Origin of the sequence: Catenulispora sp. GP43 (genome assembly GCF_041260665.1) — a bacterium.
Taxonomy (GTDB): Bacteria; Actinomycetota; Actinomycetes; order Streptomycetales; family Catenulisporaceae; genus Catenulispora.
Genome location: NZ_JBGCCT010000001.1, coordinates 728426 through 750638, shown reverse-complemented (window position 1 = coordinate 750638; position 22213 = coordinate 728426). Strand labels below are relative to the sequence as shown.

Here is a 22213-nt window from a genome sequence, read left to right as displayed (position 1 = left end):
GCGGCGCGGCCCGTCTGACAAGTCCGAAGACCGCATCCGGACCCGCGACGCGCCGTCGCGATCGGGTGGCGATACGCCCAACCTCGATCCGCACTATTCCCCTGCATGGAACGATGCTGTTATGGGCACCCACGCCACCAGACTCGACCGCGTCCTGACCGCCGCCCGGCGGCCGGACGCGGAGGTCGAGGCCCTCGAAGTCGCGGCCATCCGGCGCGAGCGCGGGGACGCGCTGCGCGAGGAGACCGAACTCTCCTACCTCCGCCGGGTCTTACACGGCCGGATCGACATAATCGATGCCGAGTTGCGGCGGCGCGCCGCGGGGTCGGCCGAGCCGCTGGTGCAGTCGCTGGCCGCGATCCTCGCCGACGACCCGCCGGCCAACGCCCGCTCGCCGCGTCATATGGACATCGTCCCGGATCCGGATCCGGGGGAGTACCGCTCGCAGATGGAAGAGCGGATCGACGCGGCGGGGCCGGCGATCGTCCTGGACCTGTCCGACGCGCAGTTGGCCGAGGCGCGCTTGACGCTCAAGGCCTATGAACGGGAGGTCTCCGAGTACCGGCGCATCGCGCAGGCGGTGATCGACCGGTTCGCGGCGGAGCTGGCACGCCGCTACCGTGAGGGGCAGGCAACCGTCGACGATCTGCTCAATGAGGAGCAGAAGATGGAGTAACACCGCACATGACCGCACAGGGAGTCGTCCCCCTCGCCGAGATAGTCCGTTCCGGGTTCACCGAGGGGTGGCACGACGGCCGCCTGGTGGCCCTGGCCGCCGACGGCAGCGTCGAGTTCGCCTACGGCGACGTGGAAGCGGTGATGATGCCGCGCTCCAGCAACAAACCGATGCAGGCGGTGGCGATGCTGGAGAGCGGTCTGGACCTGACCGGCGAACTCCTGGCGCTGGCCGCCGCCTCGCACGCCGGTGAACCCTTCCACCTGGAGGGCGTGCGCAGGATCCTGGCCGGCGCGGGGCTGGACGAGCAGGCCCTGGCCTGCCCGCCGGACTGGCCGCTGGCCGAGCAGGCGAAGCTGGCCCTGGTCCGGGCCGGCGGCGGCCGGCAGCGCATCACGATGAACTGCTCCGGCAAGCACGCCTCGATGCTCGCCACCTGTGTGGTCAACCGCTGGCCGACCAAGGACTACCTGGCCCCGGACCACCCGATGCAGCGCGCCTCCCGCGCCGCAGTCGAGCGGCTGTCCGGCGAGCCGGTCCGCCACGACGCTGTCGACGGCTGCGGCGCCCCGCTGTATGGCATCTCCCTGACCGGTCTGGCCCGCGCTTTCCGCGCCGCTGTCCTGGCCGCGCCGGCCGCCCCCGAGCGCCGCGTCGCCGACGCGATGCGCGCCCACCCCGAGTACGTCTCCGGCACCGACCGTCTCGACACCGACCTGATGGCCGGCGTCCCCGGCCTGCTGGCCAAGGGCGGCGCGGAGGGCGTCCAGGCGGTGGCGCTGCCCGACGGCCGGGCGATCGCCCTGAAGGTCGGCGACGGCGACCTTGAGCGCCGTGCGGTGGGCCCGGTGCTGGTCGCGGCGCTGCGCCGGCTCGGGGTCGAGGCCCCGGTGCTCAGCCGGTACGCCGAGTCGCCGCTGCTGGGCGGCGGGCACCCGGTCGGCGCGGTGCGCTCGCTGATCTGAGTCCCGGGCGGGGAGGCATGACGGGCGCTCGGCCGGTTTCGCGCTTAGGCTCGCGGACATGACCGAGTCGGAAGTCCTCCCCGCCATTCCTTATGAGGAGTGGCGTCCTACGAGGGAAACTCTGCACCGTTACCTACAGATCGTCGGCAAGCTCGCTCTCGCGCGGGGGATCCGGCGTAATCACTGGTGGCACATAACGCTGCGTGACCGGCCGCGCGGCTGGTCCACCGTCGAGCTCGGCACCGCGCGGTCGGGGCCGCTGTTCACTTGCGAATTCGACTTCTTCGACCACGTCCTGCGCATCGACACCGACCACGGCGGCCAGGCACTGGTCCCGCTGGCCGACCAGACCGTGGCGTCGTTCTACGCGCAGACCCAGGACGCGCTGCGTGCGCTGGACATCGATCCGCACATCGCGCACCCGTATCCGTACGACCTGCCCGACAAGGAGCGTCCCTTCGCGGAGGACACCGAGCACAAGATCTACGTGCCCGAACACGCGCACCGCGCCTTCAAGGTCTACAGCCAGGTGGGACGCGTCCTGGAGGAGTTCAGCGCGGCGTTCTCCGGCAAGGTCAGTCCGGTCCAGGTGTACTGGCACACCTTCGACATCGCGACCCAGCGCTATTCGCCGCGCCAGATCCCGACCGCCGAAGGCATGGACGAGGCGACCCGCGAGTCCTACTCCCGGGAGCAGATCAGCTCCGGGTTCTGGTTCGGCGACCCCGACACCCCCGAGCCGACGTTCTATTCCTATACGTATCCCGAGCCAAAGGGCATCGAGGAGAAGGCACTGCGGCCCGATCCAGCCCGTTGGGTCGTGGCGCGGGGGAGTCATACCGCGTACTACTCCTATGACCAGGCTCGTAAGTCAGACGATCCTGTGGGCTGTGCGCTGGCGTTCTACGAGTCCGCCTATGAAGCCGGCGCGGAACTGGCCGGCTGGGACAGCGCAGCGCTGGCGTGCTGGGACGGCATCACGGACCCGCTTCTGCAAAGCAAAGAGCCGCTCGGGAGGCATTGGCCCGAGCAGCCCTAGAAGCCTTTCTCCAGAGGGAGACCGTCAGCCGCCCCACACCCACCACTTCGCCGACTTGGTTCGGATGTCGTGGGCCTGAGCAAGTGGGCTGAGTCAGTCCCCGCACGCGGCGGCGCGCGCCAGCAGCAGCGCGCGCTCCCGCGTGTTGGCGGTGAGCCCGGCCGCGCGCTCGAACTCGGCCCGGGCCTCGGCGCGGCGGCCGAGGCGGACCAGCAGGTCGCCGCGCACGCTGGGCAGCAGGTGGTAGTTCCGCATGGCGCGCAGGCCGGTGAGCGTGTCCGTGATGGCCAGGCCGGCGGCCGGGCCCTGGGCCATGCCGACCGCGACGGCGCGGTTCAGCTCCACGACCGGGGAGCGGGTCTGCCGGACCAGGCGGCCGTAGAGACCGGCGATCAGCTGCCAGTCGGTGTCCTCGGCGGACCGGGCCCGGGCATGGCAGGCGGCGAGGGCGGCCTGGAGGTGGTAGGTGCCCGGTTCGGCATCGGGATTCCGGGAGACGTCTGCCGCGTACGCCTGGTCGGCGCGCACCAGCGCCGCCAGCCCCCGCTCGATCTGCTGCCGGTCCCACTTCGCACGGTCCTGGTCCAGCAGCAGCACCGGCTCCCCGTCGGGTCCGGTCCGGGCGCGCAGCCGCGAGTCCTGGATCTCCATCAGCGCCACCAGCGCGTGCACTTCCGGCTCGGCCGGCATCAGCCCGGCCAGTACGCGTCCCAGCCGCAGGGCTTCTCCGCACAGGTCGGCGCGCAGCCAGTCGTCGCCAGCGGTGGCCGAGTAGCCCTCGTTGAAGATCAGGTACACCACCTCCAGCACCGAGGCCAGGCGCCGCCGCCGCTCGGGGCCGTCGGGGACCTCGAACAGCACGCCGGCATCGGCCAGCGCGCGCTTGGCCCGCACGATCCGCTGCGCCGCCGAGGCCTGCGACAGCAGGAACGCGCGGGCGATCTCGGCGGTGCTCAGGCCGCCGAGGACGCGCAGCGCGAGCGCGACGCGGGCCTCGGCGGACAGCACCGGGTGGCAGGCGGTGAAGACCAGGCGCAGGAGGTCGTCGTCGATGGCGGTGCCGGAGGCCTCGGCGTCCACCGCGTCCAGCGCCGCGTCGGTGTCGGCAGTGGCGGCCGTGGCGGCGTCGATCTCCAGCTCGCGGCCGAGCTCGCCGATTTTGCGGCGCAGCGTCTCGGCGCGCCGGAACTGGTCCACGGCGCGCCGCCTGCCGACCGCGGTCAGCCAGGCCCCGGGCCGGGCCGGCACCCCCTCGGCCGGCCACTGCTCGAGCGCCGCGACCAGCGCGTCCTGGGCCAGCTCCTCGGCCAGACCGAGGTCGCCGGTGTAGCGGGCCAGGGTGGCCACCACCCTGGCGGCCTCCAGACGCCAGACCGCCTCGACGGTTGCTGCGGTCGTGGCGGCCGTGGCGGTCGCGGGGGTCCCGGCCGTCGCGGCGGTCGAGGTCGCGTCCGTCATCCCCTCAGTCTGGCAGCCCGCGCCGACTCACTGGTCGAGCCGGCTCCGCAGCTCCTGTTCGGCCTCGCGCAGCTCCGGCGTGAACTCCGGCCCGAGGTCGTCCATCGAGGCGACGGGCCGCACCTCCAGCGTCAGGCCGCCGCCGAGCGGCGCGCGCTTCACCCACTCCAGCGCCTCCTGGAGCGAGGAGGCCTCCAGCAGCCAGTAGCCGGCGACGATCTCCTTCGCCTCGGTGAACGGCCCGTCGATGACGGTGCGCCGCTCGGTGTCGTCGAACCGCACCTTCGCGGCGGCCGACGTCGGCTTCAGCCCTTCTGCGGCCAGCAGCACGCCGGCCTTGGCGAGCTGGTCGTTGTACGCGCTCATCACCTCGAACAGGTCGGTCGGCGGCATGACGCCGGCCTCGGAGTCGGCGTTGCCCGGCATGAAGACCATGAACTTCGGCATGGTGGTCGCTCCTCGCGTTGGGGCTGGTCGGTCCAGCCTCTCCGAGAGCGTCGGACGGCGCGCGCCGGAATCGACAGTCCGGCGGGGAAATCCCGGGCGGATCCGTCTTGATACCGAGGCCATCTAAGCCTAGGCTTCCTAGGTATGAGTCAGGACATGATGCGCGGGCACCTCGACGGTCTGGTGCTGGCGGTGCTCGCCACCGGGCCGTCGCACGGCTACGGACTCATCGAGGCGCTGCGCGACCGCAGCGGCGGGGTCTTCGACCTGCCCGAGGGCTCGGTGTACCCGGCGCTGCACCGGCTGGAGCGGGCCGGGCTGGTCGCCAGCGGCTGGTCCGAGGTCGGCGGACGCCGGCGGCGGGTCTACAGCCTGACGGCCTCGGGCCGGCGCGCCGCCGAGGAGCGGCGCAGCGAGTGGCGGTCGTTCTCGGCGGCGGTGGAGCGGGTGTTCGGCGGCGGCGACACCGGCGGCCGCGCCGACGCGGGTCCGGCGGTGGCGTGATGACGTACTACCGGTCGATCGAGGGCTACGTCGACGATCTGGCGTGGCGGCTGCGAGTCGGGACGCGGGGGCGCCGGCGGATCGTCAGCGAGGTCGCGGCGCATCTGGCCGATCTGGCTGCCGAGGAGGAAGCGGCCGGGTACACGCCGCAGGCCGCGGCGCGCCGGGCGGCTGCGCGCTTCGGCGCGCCGGAAGAGCTGGCCGCGGAGTTCAACCGGGACAGCGCGCTGCACAGTGCGCGCGCCGCGGCGTGGGCGCTGGTGGCGTGTGTGGTCGCGGCGGTCGGCGCCGCCGGGCTGGCGAACCGGGGCGGGGCGCCGGCGGTGCCGTGGCCGGATCAGGCTGTGTACTACGGCGTCCCGGTGCTGCTCGGCCAAGTGGCGGGGATGTGCGCGGGGACGGCGTTCCTGCTCACCGTGATCGCGCCGCGGCTGCTCGGCCGAGCCCCGCGGACGCTGGGGACGACGGTCCGGGCGCAGGCCGCGGCGGTCCTGGCGTTGGCGCCGATCGCCGTGGTCGCGGCTGGGAACGTCGCGCATTCCGCGTGGATGGTGGGGGCGGCCTCGGCGCTGGTGGCTCTCGCGGTACCGGTCGCGGTGGTCTTCAGTGTCCGGGCCCTGCTGCGGGTCGACACGGTTGCCGGGGGAGACTCCACGCTCGACGTGATCGCCGACTGCTGCGAGGCGCTGGCTTCGCGGTGGATGTGGAGCACCCGGGTCTTCGAGCAGGTGAGCCGGGTCTGGACGGCGGCCGCCGTCCGGATGCCGCGCTTGATGAGCTGGCTCGAGATGCGGCGGCATCCGTGGCGGTCGGCGGTGACGATCTCGGTGGCGGCGGGGATCGCCTTGAAGGCGCCGGATCTGCTGAAGGGCGATGTCGACTACCCGGCCGCGGTGATCGAGGCGGCCGCGGCGTTCGCCGGGTACTGCCTGTTCAGCGGATTGCTCGGGCTGCGCGGGCTAGACGGTCGGCGCGAGGTCCAGGCTGGGTTCGAGGCCGGGGTCGGACGCGAGACCGGAGTCGGATTCGAGGCCGGGGCCGGCGCCGAGGGCTGAGTCGTCCGGGCCGCCGGTACCGGCGCCGCGCAGCACGAACACCGCGATCACCAGCGCCGCCGCCAACAGCCCGACGCCGATCGCGAAGGCCACGTGGTAGCCGCCGCTCAGGGCCTGCGCAGGGCTGTGGCCGGTGTGCAGCAGACGGGCGGTGCGGCCGGCGGCCAGCGTGGACAGCACCGCCGCGCCGGTGGCCGCCCCGACCTGCGCCGTGGTGTTGTAGAGCCCGGATACCAGGCCGGCGTCCTCCTCGCGGGCGCCGGACATGCCCAGCCCGGCCGTCGCGGGCATCGCCAGGCCGCCGCCGGCGATCAGCAGCATCGTGGGCAGCAGGTCGCGGACGTAGTTCGGGTGCGTCGGCATGCGGAGCAGCAGGGCCAGCGCACCGGTGAGCATCACCAGGCCGGTGATCAGGACGCTGCGGGCCCCGAACCTGGCGATCAGGCGCGCCGAGGCGCCCAGCGCCACGCCGCCGATCGCCACTGCCGCCGGGAGCATCGCCAGGCCGGTCTGGGTGGCGTCGTAGCCCAGGACCTTCTGCATGTCCAGGGCCACGATGATCTGGAAGGCGAACATCGCCGCGATCATCAGCATCTGCACCGCGTTCGCGCCGGCGACGGCGCGTGAGCGCAGGATCCGCAGCGGCATCAGCGGGTCGGCGGCGGTGGCCTGGCGGACGAAGAACCCGGCGAGCAGCAGCGCGGACAGGGCGGCCGGGCCCAGCGTGCGCGCCGAGCCCCAGCCGTGGTCGGCGGTGCCGATCACGGTGTGGATGGCGAGCATCAGGCCGCCGGTGACGAGCAGGGCGCCGATCAGGTCGACGCCGGCCCGCAGCCCCAAGCCCCGGTCGGCCGGGACCGCCCTGACCGCGGCGGCCAGCGTCAGCAGGCCGATCGGGATGTTGATCAGGAAGATCCAGTGCCAGCTCAGCGCGTCGGTCAGCACCCCGCCGAGCACCTGGCTGATCGAGGCCCCGGCGGCCCCGGTGAAGGCGAAGACGCCGAGCGCCTTGGCCCGCTCGCGCGGCTCGGTGAACAGCGTGACCAGGATCCCCAGGCTCACCGCCGAGGACGCCGCGCCCCCGACCCCCTGCGCGACCCGCGCCGCGACCAGCATCGCCGGCGAGGTCGCGGCACCGGCCGCGGCCGAGGCCGCGAGGAAGAGCGCGGTGCCGGCCAGGAAGACGCGCTTGCGGCCCAGCAGGTCGCCGAGCCGGCCGGCCAGCAGGAGCAGGCCGCCGAAGGCGAGCTGGTAGCCGTTGACCACCCAGCTCAGGCCGGCCGGGGAGAAGCCGAGGCGGGACTGGATGGAGGGCATCGCGACCGTGACGATGCTGCCGTCGAGGACGGCCATCAGGGCGCTGGCGGCGATGACCAGGAGCGCCAGGCGCGGGGAGCCCGCACGGCGGGCTGTGGAGTCTGCGGAGGACATGTGAATGACCGTAGCGGATAGTTTTGAAGCAGACAATCTTTTACAGGAAGATCTACTCCTGGAGTTGTCTCGGAGTAGACTGCCCCCATGACCTCCCTGGCCCCGGCGCGCGCCGAAGCCGTCGCGTGCACGTCCCCCGACCTGTCCTTCCTGCTGGACCACACCTCGCACGTCCTGCGCACCAAGATGGCCGCGGCCCTGGCCGAGGTCGGCATGACCGCGCGCATGCACTGTGTGCTGGTCAAGGCGCTGGAGGAGGAGCGGACCCAGATCCAGATCGCGGAGATCGGCGACATGGACAAGACCACGATGGTGGTCACGGTCGACGCCCTGGAGAAGGCCGGCCTGGCCGAACGCCGCCCCGCCGCCACGGACCGCCGGGCCCGCGTCATCGCGGTCACCGACGCCGGCGCCGCGATGGCGAAGCGGACCCAGGAGATCGTGGACCGGGTGCACGCCGAGGCGATCGGGGCGCTGCCGGAGGAGATGCGGCCGGTGCTGCTGGAAGCGCTGAAGCTGCTGACGCAAGGGCATCTGGCGACGCCGGAGGAGAGTCCGGCAGGGGCGCGGCGGGCTCGGCAGGTCTGAGCGGTGAATGCACGTCCGGGGCCGGCGCCGGCCTGCGCTCGGCCCTCGGCGCGCCGCGGCGGGGGCCGTCCCAGGCCCGCCCGCGCCGCGACGCGTGGTGACATTGGAGCAGGTGCTCGTTAAGCGCGCTTTAAAGATGCCCGGAAAAACCGAACCGCCCGACCGGTGTGGCCGCTGCTCAGGGAGGAGGGCTGAGCGGCCTCACCGGACGGGCGTCCGGGTCTTGCATCCCACACACACACGACGCCGCTAGCGGCGCCCCCACACCGATCCCACAGACTTGAAGCGAACACAGCCCAGAGGGTCCTGCGAGTTGACCCGACGCCCCGGTCCCAAAGGACCGGGGCCCAGCATGGCCGTCTCGTCAGCAGCCACACCGTCCGGGAGTCGGGCTCTCCCGGGTTTTTCGGGGGTGAGACCACTATGGCCCGCGCGGCCCACGGATTCGCTGAGACCCCTGTGAGAAAACCCTGAGAAAAGAAATCGCAGGTCGAGGCCGGTGTGTTACCGAACGTATATCAGCGCGGAAGGTTCCCGATCGGGGTGAGGAATTCGGTGAGGAGATCCCTGAGTCCGGCCCGGTGACCCCAGAGCGCACCCGCCTGGTCGAAGACTGTCAGGCGGGCCGTCGGAAGCGCGTCGGCCACTCTGCGCGCCGCCGAGACGGGGTGCGCCGGATCGCCCTCCTGGGCGACCACGAGGACCGGGATCCGGACCGCGCGCAGCCGCTCCAGGTCCTGCGGCTCCAGCGGCACGGCCTCGGCGAGCGGCAGCCAGCGTCCGGGATCCCCGCCCTCGGCGATCAGCTCCTTGGCGCGGCGCTCGGCCCAGTCGCGGGCGATCGCCGCGTCGCGGACCGCGAGCGGCTGGGTGCGGAGCAGGGCGTCGGCGACCCCCGGCGCGTCGGCGGCGGCGAGTCGCTCGGCGAGGTCGCGATGCGGCGCGACGGCCTCGGGCTTGCGCGGGACGTCCGCGACCGCCGGCAGGTACAGCACCACCCGCTCGAAGCGGTCGGGCGTCCGGCTCAGCACCCGCAGCAGGGTCGCCGCGCCGAGTGAGACGCCGAGCGCCGCGGTGGCGTGCTCGTGGTCGGCGACGGCCAGCGCGGCCGCGGCGAGGGTGTCGTACCCGAGCGGGTCCGGGCCGGTGGAGCCGCCGTGGCCGGGCAGGTGCGCGAAGACTTTGCGCCCGGGCACGCCGGAGGCCAGCGGACGGGTGTCCTCGATGGAGCCGGCCAGGCCGTGCAGGAACAGGGTGGCCGGCGGTGTGGGGCTTCCGGCGAGCGCGTATTCGACGGTCCCGCCGCCGGCCGGGCCGGCGTAGGGCAGCGTCAGGGTCCTCACCAGCGGCCGGAGGGCCCCTGGTTGCTCCCGCTCTTGCGCTTGGGGCCGGAGACCTCCTTCAGGGCCGGGCGGACCTCCACCCAGTAGACCATCGCGACGACCACGCCGACGATGGTGAACAGCAGGCCCAGGAGCAGGTTCGCGGCGATCGCCACGGTGAGGATGATGAGCCATCCCGGCTTGGTGAGCTTGCCGGCGGCGCGGTAGGCGTCCTCGCGCCGCATGGCGGCGTCGACCAGGACGACGATCTGCCCGACCAGCACGGCCAGGGAGATGATGGCGAGGAAGCTGGAAAGGCCGTCGCGCAGTGCGGAGCCGATCATGTCGCCGTCCTCCTTCTACATTCGGGGCTGGGAGTGCCTGCCGGTCGTTACGTTCAACGTACGCGACCGACAGACTCGTTCCCAGTCTCCTCGCGATCTACCAACGATCGGCTGTGGCTTTCGCCGATCTGTCGGCTCTCGCCGGCTTGTCGGCTCAGCTCTCGCCGGTCTTCTTGGCGGCGGAGCCGTTGGCGCCCCGGCGCGGCGCGGCCTTCTTGGCGGTGGTCGAGGTGCCCTTAGCCTTGGGCTGCTCGGCGGCGGGCTTCGGCGCCTCGGCGGGCTTGGCGGCGGTCGGGGCCGGGGACTCGGGAGCCTCGGTCTTCGGGGTCTCGGTCTTCGGCTCGTCCTGCTCGATCACCACGACCGACTCGGCCCGCGCCGGCCCGGCGTCCGGGCTGTCCTGGACCACGACCACCTCGACGTCGGTGGCCCGGCCGGCCAGCACCCGCTCCACGACGGCCTTGCCGCGCTCGGAGTAGCCGTCGTAGGTCTCCACGGCCTTGCCCGCGACTTCCAGGGCCCGGCCGACCTGCATCAGCAGCAGGGTCTGGGCCTTCTCCCGCGCGGCCCGCAGGTCCGGCTCGGAGATGCGCCCGCGCAGCGCCTTGGCGTCGTCCTGCAGCTGGCCCAGCGCGATCTTCGACTGCACGGTCTCGGCCACCCCGGCCACCCGGCCGGCCACGGAGGTCGCGACGTCGCCGGCCTTGGAGCCGGCCTCGGTCAGCAGCGCCGGGGCGTCCTTGAGCGCGGCCACGGCGGCGTCGCCGACACCGGCGGCGAAGTACAGGGGCTTGGGGTTGCTGACGGTGGTCGTCACGGTCTTGCGGGCGTTGTCCACGAGGTTCATGGGTGACTCTCCGATTTCACTGCTCGGTGGGCCCGGATGTCACCGGGCTGTGGATGGTCTCGTCGCTGTCGTCGTCCTGGGGGGCCGGAACGGCCTGCTCCGCCGCCGCGCTCTCTATGCGGAAGGCCTCGTAGATGTCCAGCAGCGCGCGCTTCTGCCGCGCGTTGAGCCAGGGATCCTCCGCCACGGCGGCCCGTACCCCGTGCCCGTCGGTCGCCGCGTCCTCGTCGACGTCGGCGCCGCCGTCCAGCAGCCCGGCCCGCACGTACAGCGTCTCGGCCGAGATCCGCAGCGCCTTCGCGAGCTGCTGCAGGATCTCCGCGCTGGGCTTGCGCAGACCCCGCTCGATCTGGCTGAGGTAGGGATTCGACACCCCGGCCGCCTGCGCCAGCTGCCGCACGGAGTACTGCGCGTTGCGGCGCTGCTCGCGGATGTACTCGCCGAGCGGTCCGATCGGGAGGGCTCCCAGGGGGTTGTGGGGCATGTGTTCAGGGTGGCACGCGGGTGCTTGCAATTGCAAGCGGGTGCTTGCTGATGTGATGCGGGGCACTGCGGCGCGGCGGGTGAACGGTGTTGAGCCGTCTGGGTGGTCGCTCTCAACCTGAACGGTGCGTACCGCGTCGTACGAAATGTGAGTCCTGAAAAAGCGATCAAGGTCCTTACCCGACGCCGGGTTGCCGCCCTGGCCGGCTGTACCGCCCTCGCGGCAGGAGGCGCCCTGCTGGGGACGTCCGACAGCGCCGTGGCGGCCGGTGCGCCGGCGGACGCGGTCACCGTGCAGGTGTGGCTGACGCCGGATCTGGCCGGTGCCGCGGCGTTCGCCGACGCGGCGTCCACGCCGGGCGGAGCCGGGTATCGCCGCTATCTGAGTCCGAACGCTTATACGGCGCGCTTCGGTCCCTCGGCCGCGCACATCAAGGCGGTCACGGACTGGCTGACGCACGCGGGGCTGAAGCAGGTCCGGGTCAGCAGCGGGCACGACTTCGTCTCGGCGACCGGTGCGGTGACGAAGCTGCCCGTGCCGGCCTCGCTCGCGGCCGACGTGCTCGGTGTGACCGGGTTGGGCGGCGGGGACGCGGTGGCTTCGGCTTCGGCGGCGGCGAGGGCGGCGGCGACGTCGAAAGCCGCCCCGACCTGCTCGCAGTCCTGGGGTCAGCACACCCAGAACCTTCAGCCGGCTTACAAGGGCTTGACCAAGGCCTCCCTCCCGATCTGCGGCTACTCCGCCGCCCAGATGCGCGCCGCCTATGGCGCGACGTCCGCGAACACCGGCAAGGGCGTCACCGTCGCGCTGACCGAGGACGCGTCGCCGACCGCGATGTTCGCGACGCTGACCGAGTACGCGAAGAACAACCACCTCCTCGCGCCCCGCAGCTCGCAGTTCCGGAAGATCGAGGGCGGAGTCGGCTGCGCCGCTCCGGCGAAGGGCACCCCGGCCCGCCACGCCGCTGCGGCTGTTGCCGCGCCCGCCGACGCCGCGCCCGGCCCCGCCGTCGACGACGAGGCCCAGATGGACTCCGAGGCCGTCTACGCCCTCGCCCCCGACGCGAACCAGCTCATGGTCGTCGCCGGCGGCTGCGGAGACCAGGACCAGTCCCTGTTCGACGCCACGCTGTCGGTCCTGATCGGCGACGGCGCCCACCCCGGCGCCACCATCGTCTCCAACTCCTGGCAGATCCCCCTCGGCATGGAGCCCGAGCAGGTCGCGCACGCGATCGACCTGCGCGCCGCGGCCGAGGGCGTCGGCATGTACTTCGCCTCCGGCGACACCCCCGGCCTCACGATGACCGGCTCCGACCCGTACGCGACCGTCGTCGGCGGCACCACCCTGGGGATCGGCGCGCACAACGAGCGGGTCCTGGAGACCGGCTGGTCCAGCGACAGCGCCTCGCTGGACGGCGGCACGTGGAGCGACGAGGGCATCAGCGGGGGTGGCGGCGGCACCAGCCTGGTCTACGGGCAGCCCTTCTACCAGAAGGGAGTCGTCCCGCTGTCGATGGCGCAGGTCCAGGTCGGCAAGAAGACCGTGGTCAACCGCGCGACGCCCGACATCGCGGCCGACGGCGATCCGGACACCGGCATGATGGTCGGCTTCATCCAGACCGGAACCGACGCCGAGCCGGGGCCGTACCAGACGCTGCCGAACGCCGGCACGAGCCTGGCGACCCCGCTGGTCGCGGCCCTGGTCGCGGACGCGCAGCAGGGCCAGGCCGCGCCCTTCGGCTTCATCAACCCCCTGCTGTATCGGCTCGCCGGCAGTCCGGCACTGCGCGACGTGCTGCCGGTCGGGGCCGCCGCGCCGCAACCGGACCGTGCCGCCTACACTCCGGCCGCCGACGGTCTGAGCCCCAGCCTGGACGTCTTCGGCGCGACGGTGCCCGGCGCGGGGCAGCAGGTCATTGCGAAGGGGTACGACACGGTCACCGGTGTCGGCACGCCTAACGGCGCCGCCTTCATCGCCGGACTGCGCAAGGGGCACCGGTGACGGCGGTTCGCTAGACCGCGCCGGCTGCCGTCCTTCGTTGACCGATCAAGTCAGTCACCATAGGTTCGAGCCATGCGAGGAAGACTCCCGGCACGGCCGCTGGCCGAAGTGGCCGACGCGGCCGTGCGGGTCTTCCTCGACAAGGGGTTCCGCCCGGCCGGCATCTCCGACGTGGCCCGCGAACTCGGCCTGAGCCACGGTGCCGTCTACACCTACGCCGACAGCAAGCAGGCGCTGCTCTATCTGGCGCTGCTCCGGGTGCTGGACCCGGAGGCCGTCGCGAAGCTGTCGACGCCGGTGGTGGCGCCGCCGGCCGAGGGCATCGTCGAGGTGGTGAAGGTCTGGGCGGCCGCGCGCGGCGGCCTGGACAGCGTCAGCCAGGTGCTCTCCGAGGCGCCCGCGGAATCGGCGGAGCAGGCGCGCGACGAACTGGCCCGGATCGTCGACGGGCTCTACGGCTTCGTCGAGGACAACAGCGTCGCGCTGAAGCTGTTCGCGCGCTGCTCCGAAGACCTCCCCGAGATGACGCAGTGGTATTACATCGAGACGCGCCGGGGCTTGTTGGAGGTGCTCGGCAGGTATCTCAGGGCCCGTATCGACGCCGGGGTGCTGCGGCCGGTGCCGGACGTGCCGGTGGCGGCGCGGTTCATCGTCGAGACGATCGCCTGGTTCGCGATGCACCGGCACGGGGATCCGGACTCGGCGATGCTCAGCGACGCCGACTGCCGGCGGAGCGTGATGGATCTGGTGGCCGCGGCCTTCGCACGGTGACCGAGTGGTGACTGAACGGTGAGCGGGTGGTGAGCGGGCGGTGAGCGGGCGGCGACCGTCCGAGGCAGCGGTCCCCGCGCGACGGCAAATCCACCCAGGTTCTGGCGGCATTTTTCCGGTCGCCGTGCCTGGACGCCGCCGTTTCGATGGGCCCCGCACCGCTCCCACATAAAGATCCTGACCCGCGCCACGCGTTCGCCATACGTCAGAGAAAAAGCCTCTGAGCTGGGATTCGATGCCGCATTTCGGTCATCTACTACGCCGCGTAGAGGTTTTTCTTATGTGGTTTTGACATCGGACATGCCACTCTGAGAGCCCTCCGAGGGAGCCCGACCCTCGGCGGTGTGCGAGTGCAGACCCGCGCGCCTGCCCGGCCCCGTTCCGTTCGCGTCCCCGCGTGTTCGGTCATACGGGGCCGGGTCCTTTTTCCGGCTGTTCTCGCGCCGTGTTCCTGCTCACATCCGGTGGCGGGCAGAGGGCTTCCCCGTACGGGTTTCCGCGCGTTGCGCAAGGTCATGGCGTCCGTCTCACTGGTCAGTCGGCATCGCGGCGCGGCCCGTCATGCCCCGTAAAGTCATCCGATGATCGGACTGATGCGTGGCGCCGGCCCCGGCGGGGAATGCGCTGCCGAGGTCCTGCCGTTGCATCGTTGTCGGCCACGACAGCCGCCCGCGTCCGCGCGGGGCCGGTTGGGCGGCCTGCGACGACACCCCCGGATTTGCCGATGTAGGAGGTAGAGCGCCGTGGAATCGCTGCCCAGGCGTGTGGCGCTCCTTTCCGTCCATACTTCCCCGCTGCACCAACCGGGGACAGGCGACGCCGGGGGGATGAACGTCTACATCGTCGAGCTGTCGCGGCGGCTGGCCGACCTGGGCATCGAGGTGGAGATCTTCACCCGGGCCACCACCGGGGCGCTGCCGCCGGCCGTGGATCTGGCGCCCGGGGTGCTGGTGCGGCACGTCACGGCCGGTCCGTACGAGGGCCTGTCCAAGGAAGACCTGCCGGGGCAGCTGTGCGCCTTCACCTCCGGTGTGCTGCGCACCGAGGCCATGCACGAGCCCGGCTACTACGACCTGATCCACTCCCACTACTGGCTCTCCGGCCAGGTGGGCTGGCTGGCCAAGGAGCGGTGGGGCGTGCCGCTCATCCACTCCATGCACACCCTGGGCAAGGTGAAGAACGCCGCGCTGGCCCTGGGCGACGACCCCGAGCCGACGGCCCGGCTGGTCGGCGAGGACCAGGTGGTGGACGCCGCCGACCGGCTGATCGCGAACACCGACCAGGAGGCCGCGGAGCTGGTGCGGCTCTACGGCGCCGACCCGGAAAGGGTGTCGACCGTGAACCCCGGCGTGGACCTGGACCGCTTCCGTCCGGGGGACAAGCTGGCGGCGCGGGAGTCCGTGGGGCTGCCGGCCGACGCCGCCGTGCTGTTGTTCGTCGGCCGGATCCAGCCGCTGAAGGCGCCGGACGTGCTGCTGCGGGCCGCCGCCGAGCTGATCGCCCGGGCGCCGGAGCGGCGCGAGAAGCTGGTCGTCGCCGTGGTCGGCGGGCCCAGCGGGTCCGGGCTGGCCGAGCCCACGCACCTGCACCGGCTGGCGCGCCGGCTGGGGATCGCCGACGTGGTCCGGTTCGTGAAGCCGGTGGACCAGACCCGGCTGGCGGACTGGTACCGGGCGGCGGACGTCGCGGTCGTGCCCTCCTACAGCGAGTCCTTCGGGCTGGTCGCCATCGAGGCGCAGGCCTGCGGCACGCCGGTGGTGGCCGCGCGGGTCGGCGGGCTGGCCACGGCCGTGGCCGACGGCCGCTCCGGTGTTCTGGTCACCGGCCACGACCCCGGGGACTACGCCACCGCGGCCGCGCGGCTGCTCGACGCGCCGCACCTGCTGGCCGACTACGGCGAGAACGCCGTCGAGCACGCGGCCCGCTTCGGCTGGTCCGCCACGGCCGCGGCGACCGCCGACGTCTACAGCCGTTCGATCGAGGATCTGCGCGCGCTCCGGTACCGCGAGTTGTGCGCCGGCCAGTAGGGGCGGCGATGCGGGAGCCGGCGGGGCGGCAATAAGGTCGGTCCCATGGCTGGTGATCGAGAGACCTTGAAGGCCGCCGCGCGCTCGGCGGTGCTGGAGGCCGTCGGCGAGGCGGGAGTGGAGTACGAGCAGCCCGCGGAGAACACGTTCGTCGTGAAGCTTCCGGGCGAGCACAAGCTGTGGACCACGTGCTCGCTGGTGGTCGGGGACCACACGCTGTCGCTCAACGCCTTCGTGGCCCGCCGCCCCGACGAGAACCACGAGGGCGTCTACCGCTGGCTGCTGGAGCGCAACACCCGGCTCGGCTCGCTGGCCTTCGCGCTGGACCGGCTCGGCGACGTCTACCTGGTGGGCCGGCTGCCGCTGGGCCTGATCACCGCCGGGACCGTGGATCAGCTCCTCGGCGAGGCGGTCGCGGCCTCCGACTCCTCCTTCGACCAGCTGCTGGAGCTGGGCTTCGCCTCGGCGATCCGGCGCGAGTGGGAGTGGCGGACCTCGCGCGGGGAGTCACTGGCGAACCTCGCGGCCTTCCGCCATCTCATCGAGCGGACACCGGACACCCAGGACGAGAGTGGTACCGAACCCCCGAAGTAGGCTGGCGCCATGACCGCCGAATACCGCCTCATCCTGCTCCGCCACGGCGAGAGCGAGTGGAACGCCAAGAACCTGTTCACCGGTTGGGTGGACGTCAACCTCAACGCCAAGGGCGAGGCCGAGGCCGTGCGCGGCGGCGAACTGCTGCGCGAGCACGACCTGTTGCCGGACATGGTCCACACCTCGGTGCTCCGGCGCGCGATCCGCACCGCGAACCTGTCGCTGGAGGCCGCCGACCGGCACTGGATCCCGGTCCGCCGCAGCTGGCGCCTGAACGAGCGGCACTACGGCGCGCTACAGGGCAAGGACAAGGCCGCGACCCTGGCGGAGTTCGGCGAGGAGCAGTTCATGCTGTGGCGCCGCTCCTACGACGTCCCGCCGCCGCCGCTGGCCGTGGACGACCAGTACTCGCAGTTCGACGACCCGCGCTACGCCGGCCTGCCCACGGAGCTGCGCCCGCAGACGGAGTGCCTGAAGGACGTCGTCGAGCGCATGCTGCCGTACTGGTACGACGCGATCGTCCCGGACCTGCGCTCCGGCAACACGGTGCTGGTGGCCGCGCACGGCAACTCGCTGCGCGCGCTGGTGAAGCACCTGGACGGCATCTCCGACGAGGACATCGCCGGGCTGAACATCCCCACCGGGATCCCGCTGGTGTACACGCTGGACGGCGACCTGCGGCCGACGAAGACCGGCGGGGAGTACCTGGACCCGGCGGCCGCGGCGGCTTCCATCGAGGCGGTCAAGAACCAGGGTAAGAAGTAGCCCGGGAAAATCATTTGCCCCACTGGTGCCGTCGTGCGAGCCTGCACGACGGCACTGTCGTTTTACGGAAAGGCCACGGGCATGCGGCGTCGCTTCGAATTCTTCGTTTCCCCCATGGATCGAGCTTTCGAGGACGCAACCAACCGTGCCCACTGTGAACATCGGGATCCTCGCGCATGTCGACGCGGGTAAGACCAGCCTGACCGAGCGTCTGCTCTTCGAGACCGGGGCCATCGGCCGGCTCGGGAGTGTGGACGCCGGGACCACGCAGACCGACCGCGGCGAGATCGAGCGCCGTCGCGGGATCACCATCAAGTCCGCCGTCGCCGCCTTCGGGGTCGGCGACCTGCGGGTCAATCTCATCGACACCCCCGGGCACTCCGACTTCGTCGCCGAGGTCGAGCGCGCTCTGGGGGTGCTGGACGGTGCCGTGCTGGTGCTGTCGGCCGTCGAGGGGGTGCAGGCGCACACCCGGCGGTTGATGAAGACGTTGCGACGGCTGCGCGTGCCGACGCTGTTGTTCGTGAACAAGATCGACCGGGTCGGGGCGCGGTCGGAGGAGCTGCTCGCCGAGGTGCGGCGGCTGCTGACGCCCGGTGCGGTCGCCGTGACCGGGGTCGAGGGGATCGGGACGAAGGCGGCCCGGGTGTGGCCCGCGGCCGTGGGCGCGTCCGATGCCGAGCGGTTGGCCGAATACGACGACGCCGTGCTGGCCGCGCTGGTCGAGGACCGGCTCCCCGGCGATGCCGAGCTGCGCGCGGCCCTGGCCCGGCAGACGGCATCGGCGAAGATCTATCCGGTCTACTTCGGCTCGGCCATCACCGGCGTCGGCGTCGCGGACCTGGTCGACGGCGTGCGCGATCTGCTGCCACGCGCCGGAGGGGATCCGGACGGCCAGACCCGCGGGACCGTGTTCGCCATCGAGCGCGGACGCGCCGGCGACAAGACCGCCTACGTCCGCCTCCGCAACGGCATGCTGCGCATCCGTGACCGGACCGAGTTCGGGACGATCACCGGTCTGGAGGTCGTCGGCCTGCCGGGCGGGGGCGCGGGGGAGGCCCGGCCCGGCGACATCGCGAAGGTCAGGGGACTGCCCGGGATCAGGGTCGGCGACCGGTTCGGATCCGGGGAGACAGAAGCGGATGCGGCCGCGGACTTCGCCACGCCGAGCCTGGAAACCGTGGTGCACGCGGCGAACGGCGACCGCACCCGGCTGCACGCGGCCCTCGTCGAGATGGCCGATCAGGACCCGCTGATCAGCACCCGCGCGCTCCCCGGCGGCGAGAGTTCGGTCCTGCTGTACGGGGAGGTCCAGAAGGAGGTCGTCGCGGCGACCCTGGCCGAGGAGTACGGCGTCGAAGCGCTCTTCGAACCGAGCCGGACCGTCTACACCGAGCGGCCCAGCGGTGTCGGCGAATACCGCGAGGACATGAACCACGACCCGAGCACCCGCTTCCGCGCGACCCTCGGTTTCCGCGTCTCGCCGGGCGCGGCGGGCAGCGGCCGGGTGTTCCGCTACGAGACCGAGCTCGGTGCGCTGCCGCCGGTGTTCCACCGCGCCACCGAGGAGACTGTCCTGCGGGCGCTGGAGCAGGGGCTCGACGGCTGGGAGGTGACCGACGTGGTGGTGACGATGGTGCACAGCGGTTTCTGCTCGGTGACCAGTGTCGCGGGCGACTACCGCAGGCTCGCGCCGTTCGTGCTGATGCGCGCGCTGGCCGCCGCCGGGACCGAGGTCTACGAGCCCTGCCACGCCTTCGTGCTGGACGCGCCGGCCGACACCGTGTCGGCGGTGCTGTCGGTGCTGATCGCGGCGGAGGCAGAGCTTGAGGTGTCGGAGCTCGAGGTGTCGGAGGGCGGGACGGCTTCGTGGTCCCTGCGCGGGAACCTGCCGGCCCGGACCGTGCAGGACGTCGAGAAGACGCTGCCCGGGCTGACCCGCGGCGAGGCCGTGTGGCTGTCGCAGGCGGCGGGGGATCGGCTGACGCGGACCCGGCCGGCGGCGCGGGAGCGGACCGACGGGAACCCGGCCGAGCTCGACCAGTACTTGCGCCATCTTTCTTTGGAGAAGGGCTAGAACCCTGAGCCTGCCTACCCCGGTTGTATCTGCGTGAGATCTCTCAGGAAAGGCACCAGCCCGGAGCACCACGAGGAGTTCCGGGCCTTCGTCACGGGAAGCCAGGGCCACCTGAGGCGCTCGGCCTACGTGCTGTGCGGCGACTGGCACCTCGCCGAGGACCTCGTCCAGACCGCCTACCAGCGGATCTTCCGGGCGTGGCACCGGGTGCGGGTGATGGACCTGCCGGACGCCTACGCGCGGCGCGTCGTCTACCGCTGCTTCCTCGACAGCCGCAAGTGGCAGCGGGAGGCGGCGTCGCTGGAGGCGATGGTCGACCGGCCGGCCGTGCAGGACGACGCCGCGGTGCGGCTGACGATCCTGGCCGCGCTGGCCGAGTTGGCCCCGCGCACGCGTGCCGTCGTGGCCCTGCGCTACTGGGAGGACCAGAGCGTCGAGCAGACGGCGGCCGCGCTCGGGATCAGCACCGGCACGGTCAAGAGCATGTCCGCGCGCGGGCTTGGGCAGCTGCGGGACCGGCTGGGCGACTTCGCGGCCCTGCTTCCCGACTCCGTAGAAACCAGGTGAGGCAGCAATGGATGCAGAGAACTCGGACCTGATGGTCCATGACGTGATCGGCCGGCTTTTCGAGGGGCCGGAGCCGACCCACCGCGCGGATCTGGCCGACGGCGCGATCTCGCAGGGGATGGCCGTGACCAGGCGGCGCGGGTTCGCCGTGGCCGGGGCGACGCTGAGCGTGCTGGCGGTGGTCGCCGGGGCGGCGACGGTGAGCGGGACAGGGGCGGGATCGGGCGACTGGTCGCTCGGCCCGGACACGGGGTCTATCTCGCCGCAGGCGTATGAGGACTCCGGCCCCACCTACGCGGACCGGGAGCGGGAGATCGTCGAGCAGCTGCCGGGATTGCTCGGCCCGCTGCTGCCCGCCGGGATGACGGTGCGCCGCGATCCGCTGGCGGGCAATGATTCGACGACGATGGCGACCGGCGTCTTCTCGCCCGCTTTCGTGCTGAAGTCGGGCGGAGTCGAGTACATCTTGGGCATCGACAACGACGGCGGCGAAACCGCCGGCGGGTTCGCCAAGGCCTCGGCGAAACCGGTCGCCGTGACCGGTGGTTCGATCCGGATGACGGCGCCGTCCACGTCGAACTCTGAGGGCCCGGTCTGTTACGAGTTCACGCCCACCGACACCGCGGCGCCGCCGGTCCGCTTCGTGGTCTTCGGGTTCCGGACGCCCACGCCCATCGACGCCTCGCCCATCGACGCGACGGCCTTCAAGAAGATGGTGGAGGCGCCGGGATTCGCGAAGGTCCGGCAGCTTCTGGACCCGTCGGCCCGGGCCTCGGCCGCCGCGGTCCGGGAGCGGTACACGATCGAGGCGAAGATCGACGCCGAGGCCAAGACCGTGCTGCCGCCGGGATTCCGGCTGAAGCTCAGTCCGGGGGCGCCCGGCGAGCTCGAACTCGTCGGTCCTGAGGGGGTGGACGCGTTCCAGTGGTTCAACACCACCGGGCCGAAGGGGTCGCAGGGGCAGATCTCCTGCCCGGCCGACTCGGTGTGCTTCACCGCCCACGGCGGCCCGCACTTCAGCAAGATGGGCCCGGACGGCCGCGCCCGGCTCGGCATCTACGTGGGATGGGCCGGAGCGTCCACCGACTCGTCGGTGGTCCTTCAGGTCTTTGGAAAGTCCGGCGCGGGTGCCGCGACCGGTGCGTACGTCGCGACCGGTGCGCCGGGCAGCGAGACCGCCCCGCAGGGTCCGGGCCTGACGCCGCAGCAGGCGCGGGCGATCATCGACGCGCCGGGGGTGGCGACGGTGATCGCGGACGTGCAGAAGCTCGTCACTCTGAGCTGAGCGGCTGGTCAGCCAGCCGGCCGACCGGCCGACCGGTTGAACGACGGACCAGCTGCAAAAACGGCTCCGGCCGGCTCCCCGGGAAGGGCAGCCGGCCGGAGCCGCTGAGCTGTGTCGTCCGTGTGCGGACCGGCGTGGCTCAGCTCGCCGCCGGCGTCGGGTGCTCGCCGGTCACCAGGAACACCAGGCGCTTGGCCACCGAAACGGCGTGGTCGGCGTACCGCTCGTAGTAGCGCCCGCACAGGGTGACGTCCACCGCGGTCTCGATGCCGTGCTTCCACTTGTCGTCCATCAGCGACTTGAACAGGCTGCGGTGCAGGCGGTCCATCTCGTCGTCCTCGGACTCCAGGGCCAGGGCGGCCTCGACGTCGCGGGCGGCGATGATCGAGCCGACCTTGGCGACCAGCTCGGCGGCGATGTCGCCCATCTCCACGATGGTGCCGCGGATCTCCGGCGGGATGGCCGACTGCGGGTAGCGGCGGCGGGCCACCTTGGCCACGTGCCGGGCCAGGTCGCCCATGCGCTCCAGGTCGGCGCTCATGCGCAGGCTGGTGATGATGGTGCGCAGGTCGCCGGCCACCGGCTGCTGCCGGGCGAGCAGGTCGAAGCTGCTGTCGTCCAGCGCGTGCTGGAGGTCGTCGACCTTGTCGTCGGCGTCGATGACCGACTCCGCCAGGGTCAGGTCGGCGTCCAGGAGCGCGGTGGTGGCGCGGGTCATGGCCGAGCCGACCAGCCGCGTCATCTCGACCAGGGTGTCGCTGATCGAGTCGAGCTCCTCGTGGAAGGCGTCGCGCATGGGGTTACCGCTCCTGTCGTCGCGTGATCGCGTGATCGCGTGTGCTCTCGTCTGCTGTGCGGACGCCGTCCACTCTCCCCTTTCCAGGCGTCCCGGGACAATGCCGCCGGTGAATCGACAGGGTCGGGAAAGTGAACTCTTGGCCACGTCGGTACGGCGGAATGATCCGT

22 protein-coding genes are annotated in these 22213 nt (G+C 72.1%); 14 read left to right on the top strand and 8 right to left on the bottom strand.

The features are described 5' to 3' along the window. The first annotated feature begins 121 nt into the window (after window positions 1-121). The 3 genes from ABH926_RS03360 to ABH926_RS03350 are packed head-to-tail and all read left to right on the top strand — an operon-like array spanning window position 122 to window position 2680. Window positions 122-676 carry an aerial mycelium formation protein gene (locus tag ABH926_RS03360; RefSeq protein ID WP_370363752.1) on the top strand — a complete coding sequence of 185 codons (555 nt, stop codon included), beginning with the start codon at window positions 122-124 and terminating at the stop codon, window positions 674-676. Between the two features lie 8 nt (window positions 677-684). Further along, the gene (locus ABH926_RS03355) at window positions 685-1641 is read left to right on the top strand and encodes an asparaginase (protein WP_370363751.1); all 957 of its coding nucleotides are present in this window, start codon (window positions 685-687) and stop codon (window positions 1639-1641) included. Window positions 1642-1699: 58 nt separating this feature from the next. Further along, window positions 1700-2680: a DUF5996 family protein gene (locus ABH926_RS03350; RefSeq protein ID WP_370363750.1), complete on the top strand. Its 981-nt coding sequence runs from the start codon at window positions 1700-1702 to the stop codon at window positions 2678-2680. A gap of 93 nt (window positions 2681-2773) precedes the next feature. Here ABH926_RS03350 and ABH926_RS03345 read toward each other — a convergent pair whose 3' ends face one another. Together ABH926_RS03345 and ABH926_RS03340 are read right to left on the bottom strand one after the other, a co-directional pair. Next, window positions 2774-4138 (bottom strand): RNA polymerase sigma factor, encoded by a 1365-nt coding sequence (locus ABH926_RS03345; RefSeq protein WP_370363749.1) that lies wholly within the window; start codon window positions 4136-4138, stop codon window positions 2774-2776. A 27-nt stretch (window positions 4139-4165) separates the two neighbouring features. Then, entirely contained in the window at window positions 4166-4585 is a 420-nt protein-coding gene (locus ABH926_RS03340) for a YciI family protein (protein WP_370363748.1), read from the bottom strand. A 144-nt stretch (window positions 4586-4729) separates the two neighbouring features. Here ABH926_RS03340 and ABH926_RS03335 point away from each other — a divergent pair, with 144 nt between their 5' ends. Together ABH926_RS03335 and ABH926_RS03330 are read left to right on the top strand one after the other, a co-directional pair. Beyond that, window positions 4730-5089, top strand: coding sequence for a PadR family transcriptional regulator (locus tag ABH926_RS03335; protein ID WP_370363747.1), 360 nt, complete (start codon window positions 4730-4732; stop codon window positions 5087-5089). Continuing rightward, window positions 5089-6144, top strand: a complete 1056-nt coding sequence (locus tag ABH926_RS03330; RefSeq protein WP_370363746.1) for a permease prefix domain 1-containing protein — start codon at window positions 5089-5091, stop codon at window positions 6142-6144. Before ABH926_RS03335 ends, ABH926_RS03330 begins: the two co-directional genes overlap by 1 nt. On the opposite strand, the gene ABH926_RS03325 is transcribed toward ABH926_RS03330, so the two are convergent. After that, a complete protein-coding gene (locus tag ABH926_RS03325; protein ID WP_370363745.1) occupies window positions 6049-7575 on the bottom strand; it encodes an MFS transporter in 1527 nt (508 codons plus the stop codon). The genes ABH926_RS03330 and ABH926_RS03325 overlap by 96 nt on opposite strands. A gap of 87 nt (window positions 7576-7662) precedes the next feature. Between ABH926_RS03325 and ABH926_RS03320 the strand changes: the two genes are divergently transcribed. Next, complete coding sequence (locus tag ABH926_RS03320; protein ID WP_370363744.1) at window positions 7663-8163, top strand: MarR family winged helix-turn-helix transcriptional regulator; 501 nt, start codon at window positions 7663-7665, stop codon at window positions 8161-8163. Window positions 8164-8681: 518 nt separating this feature from the next. On the opposite strand, the gene ABH926_RS03315 is transcribed toward ABH926_RS03320, so the two are convergent. The 4 genes from ABH926_RS03315 to ABH926_RS03300 form a co-directional block, all read right to left on the bottom strand. Then, on the bottom strand, window positions 8682-9506 hold the full coding sequence (locus ABH926_RS03315) for an alpha/beta fold hydrolase (protein ID WP_370363743.1): 825 nt from the start codon (window positions 9504-9506) through the stop codon (window positions 8682-8684). Further along, window positions 9503-9829, bottom strand: coding sequence for a DUF2516 family protein (locus ABH926_RS03310; RefSeq protein WP_370363742.1), 327 nt, complete (start codon window positions 9827-9829; stop codon window positions 9503-9505). Before ABH926_RS03310 ends, ABH926_RS03315 begins: the two co-directional genes overlap by 4 nt. Before the next feature lie 154 nt (window positions 9830-9983). Beyond that, window positions 9984-10676 carry a hypothetical protein gene (locus ABH926_RS03305; protein ID WP_370363741.1) on the bottom strand — a complete coding sequence of 231 codons (693 nt, stop codon included), beginning with the start codon at window positions 10674-10676 and terminating at the stop codon, window positions 9984-9986. 16 nt (window positions 10677-10692) lie between these two features. Beyond that, on the bottom strand, window positions 10693-11145 hold the full coding sequence (locus tag ABH926_RS03300; RefSeq protein ID WP_370363827.1) for a helix-turn-helix domain-containing protein: 453 nt from the start codon (window positions 11143-11145) through the stop codon (window positions 10693-10695). A 162-nt stretch (window positions 11146-11307) separates the two neighbouring features. On the opposite strand from ABH926_RS03300, the gene ABH926_RS03295 reads away from it, so the two are divergent. The 8 genes from ABH926_RS03295 (at window position 11308) to ABH926_RS03260 (ending at window position 21247) form a co-directional block, all read left to right on the top strand. Next, complete coding sequence (locus tag ABH926_RS03295; protein ID WP_370363740.1) at window positions 11308-13161, top strand: protease pro-enzyme activation domain-containing protein; 1854 nt, start codon at window positions 11308-11310, stop codon at window positions 13159-13161. A gap of 72 nt (window positions 13162-13233) precedes the next feature. Then, the gene (locus ABH926_RS03290; RefSeq protein ID WP_370363739.1) at window positions 13234-13932 is read left to right on the top strand and encodes a TetR/AcrR family transcriptional regulator; all 699 of its coding nucleotides are present in this window, start codon (window positions 13234-13236) and stop codon (window positions 13930-13932) included. 743 nt (window positions 13933-14675) lie between these two features. Next, window positions 14676-15959 (top strand): D-inositol-3-phosphate glycosyltransferase, encoded by a 1284-nt coding sequence (mshA, locus tag ABH926_RS03285; protein ID WP_370363738.1) that lies wholly within the window; start codon window positions 14676-14678, stop codon window positions 15957-15959. 45 nt (window positions 15960-16004) lie between these two features. Further along, entirely contained in the window at window positions 16005-16553 is a 549-nt protein-coding gene (locus tag ABH926_RS03280) for a YbjN domain-containing protein (protein WP_370363737.1), read from the top strand. Window positions 16554-16562: 9 nt separating this feature from the next. Next, the gene (locus ABH926_RS03275) at window positions 16563-17318 is read left to right on the top strand and encodes a phosphoglyceromutase (RefSeq protein ID WP_370363736.1); all 756 of its coding nucleotides are present in this window, start codon (window positions 16563-16565) and stop codon (window positions 17316-17318) included. A 145-nt stretch (window positions 17319-17463) separates the two neighbouring features. Further along, a complete protein-coding gene (locus ABH926_RS03270; RefSeq protein ID WP_370363735.1) occupies window positions 17464-19395 on the top strand; it encodes a GTP-binding protein in 1932 nt (643 codons plus the stop codon). A gap of 33 nt (window positions 19396-19428) precedes the next feature. Then, window positions 19429-19962, top strand: a complete 534-nt coding sequence (locus ABH926_RS03265; protein WP_370363733.1) for a SigE family RNA polymerase sigma factor — start codon at window positions 19429-19431, stop codon at window positions 19960-19962. Window positions 19963-19969: 7 nt separating this feature from the next. Continuing rightward, window positions 19970-21247 carry a hypothetical protein gene (locus ABH926_RS03260; RefSeq protein ID WP_370363732.1) on the top strand — a complete coding sequence of 426 codons (1278 nt, stop codon included), beginning with the start codon at window positions 19970-19972 and terminating at the stop codon, window positions 21245-21247. A 139-nt stretch (window positions 21248-21386) separates the two neighbouring features. Here the strand turns inward: ABH926_RS03260 and phoU are convergent, their stop codons facing one another. Continuing rightward, window positions 21387-22043: a phosphate signaling complex protein PhoU gene (gene phoU / locus ABH926_RS03255; RefSeq protein ID WP_370363731.1), complete on the bottom strand. Its 657-nt coding sequence runs from the start codon at window positions 22041-22043 to the stop codon at window positions 21387-21389. Window positions 22044-22213 lie beyond the last annotated feature (170 nt).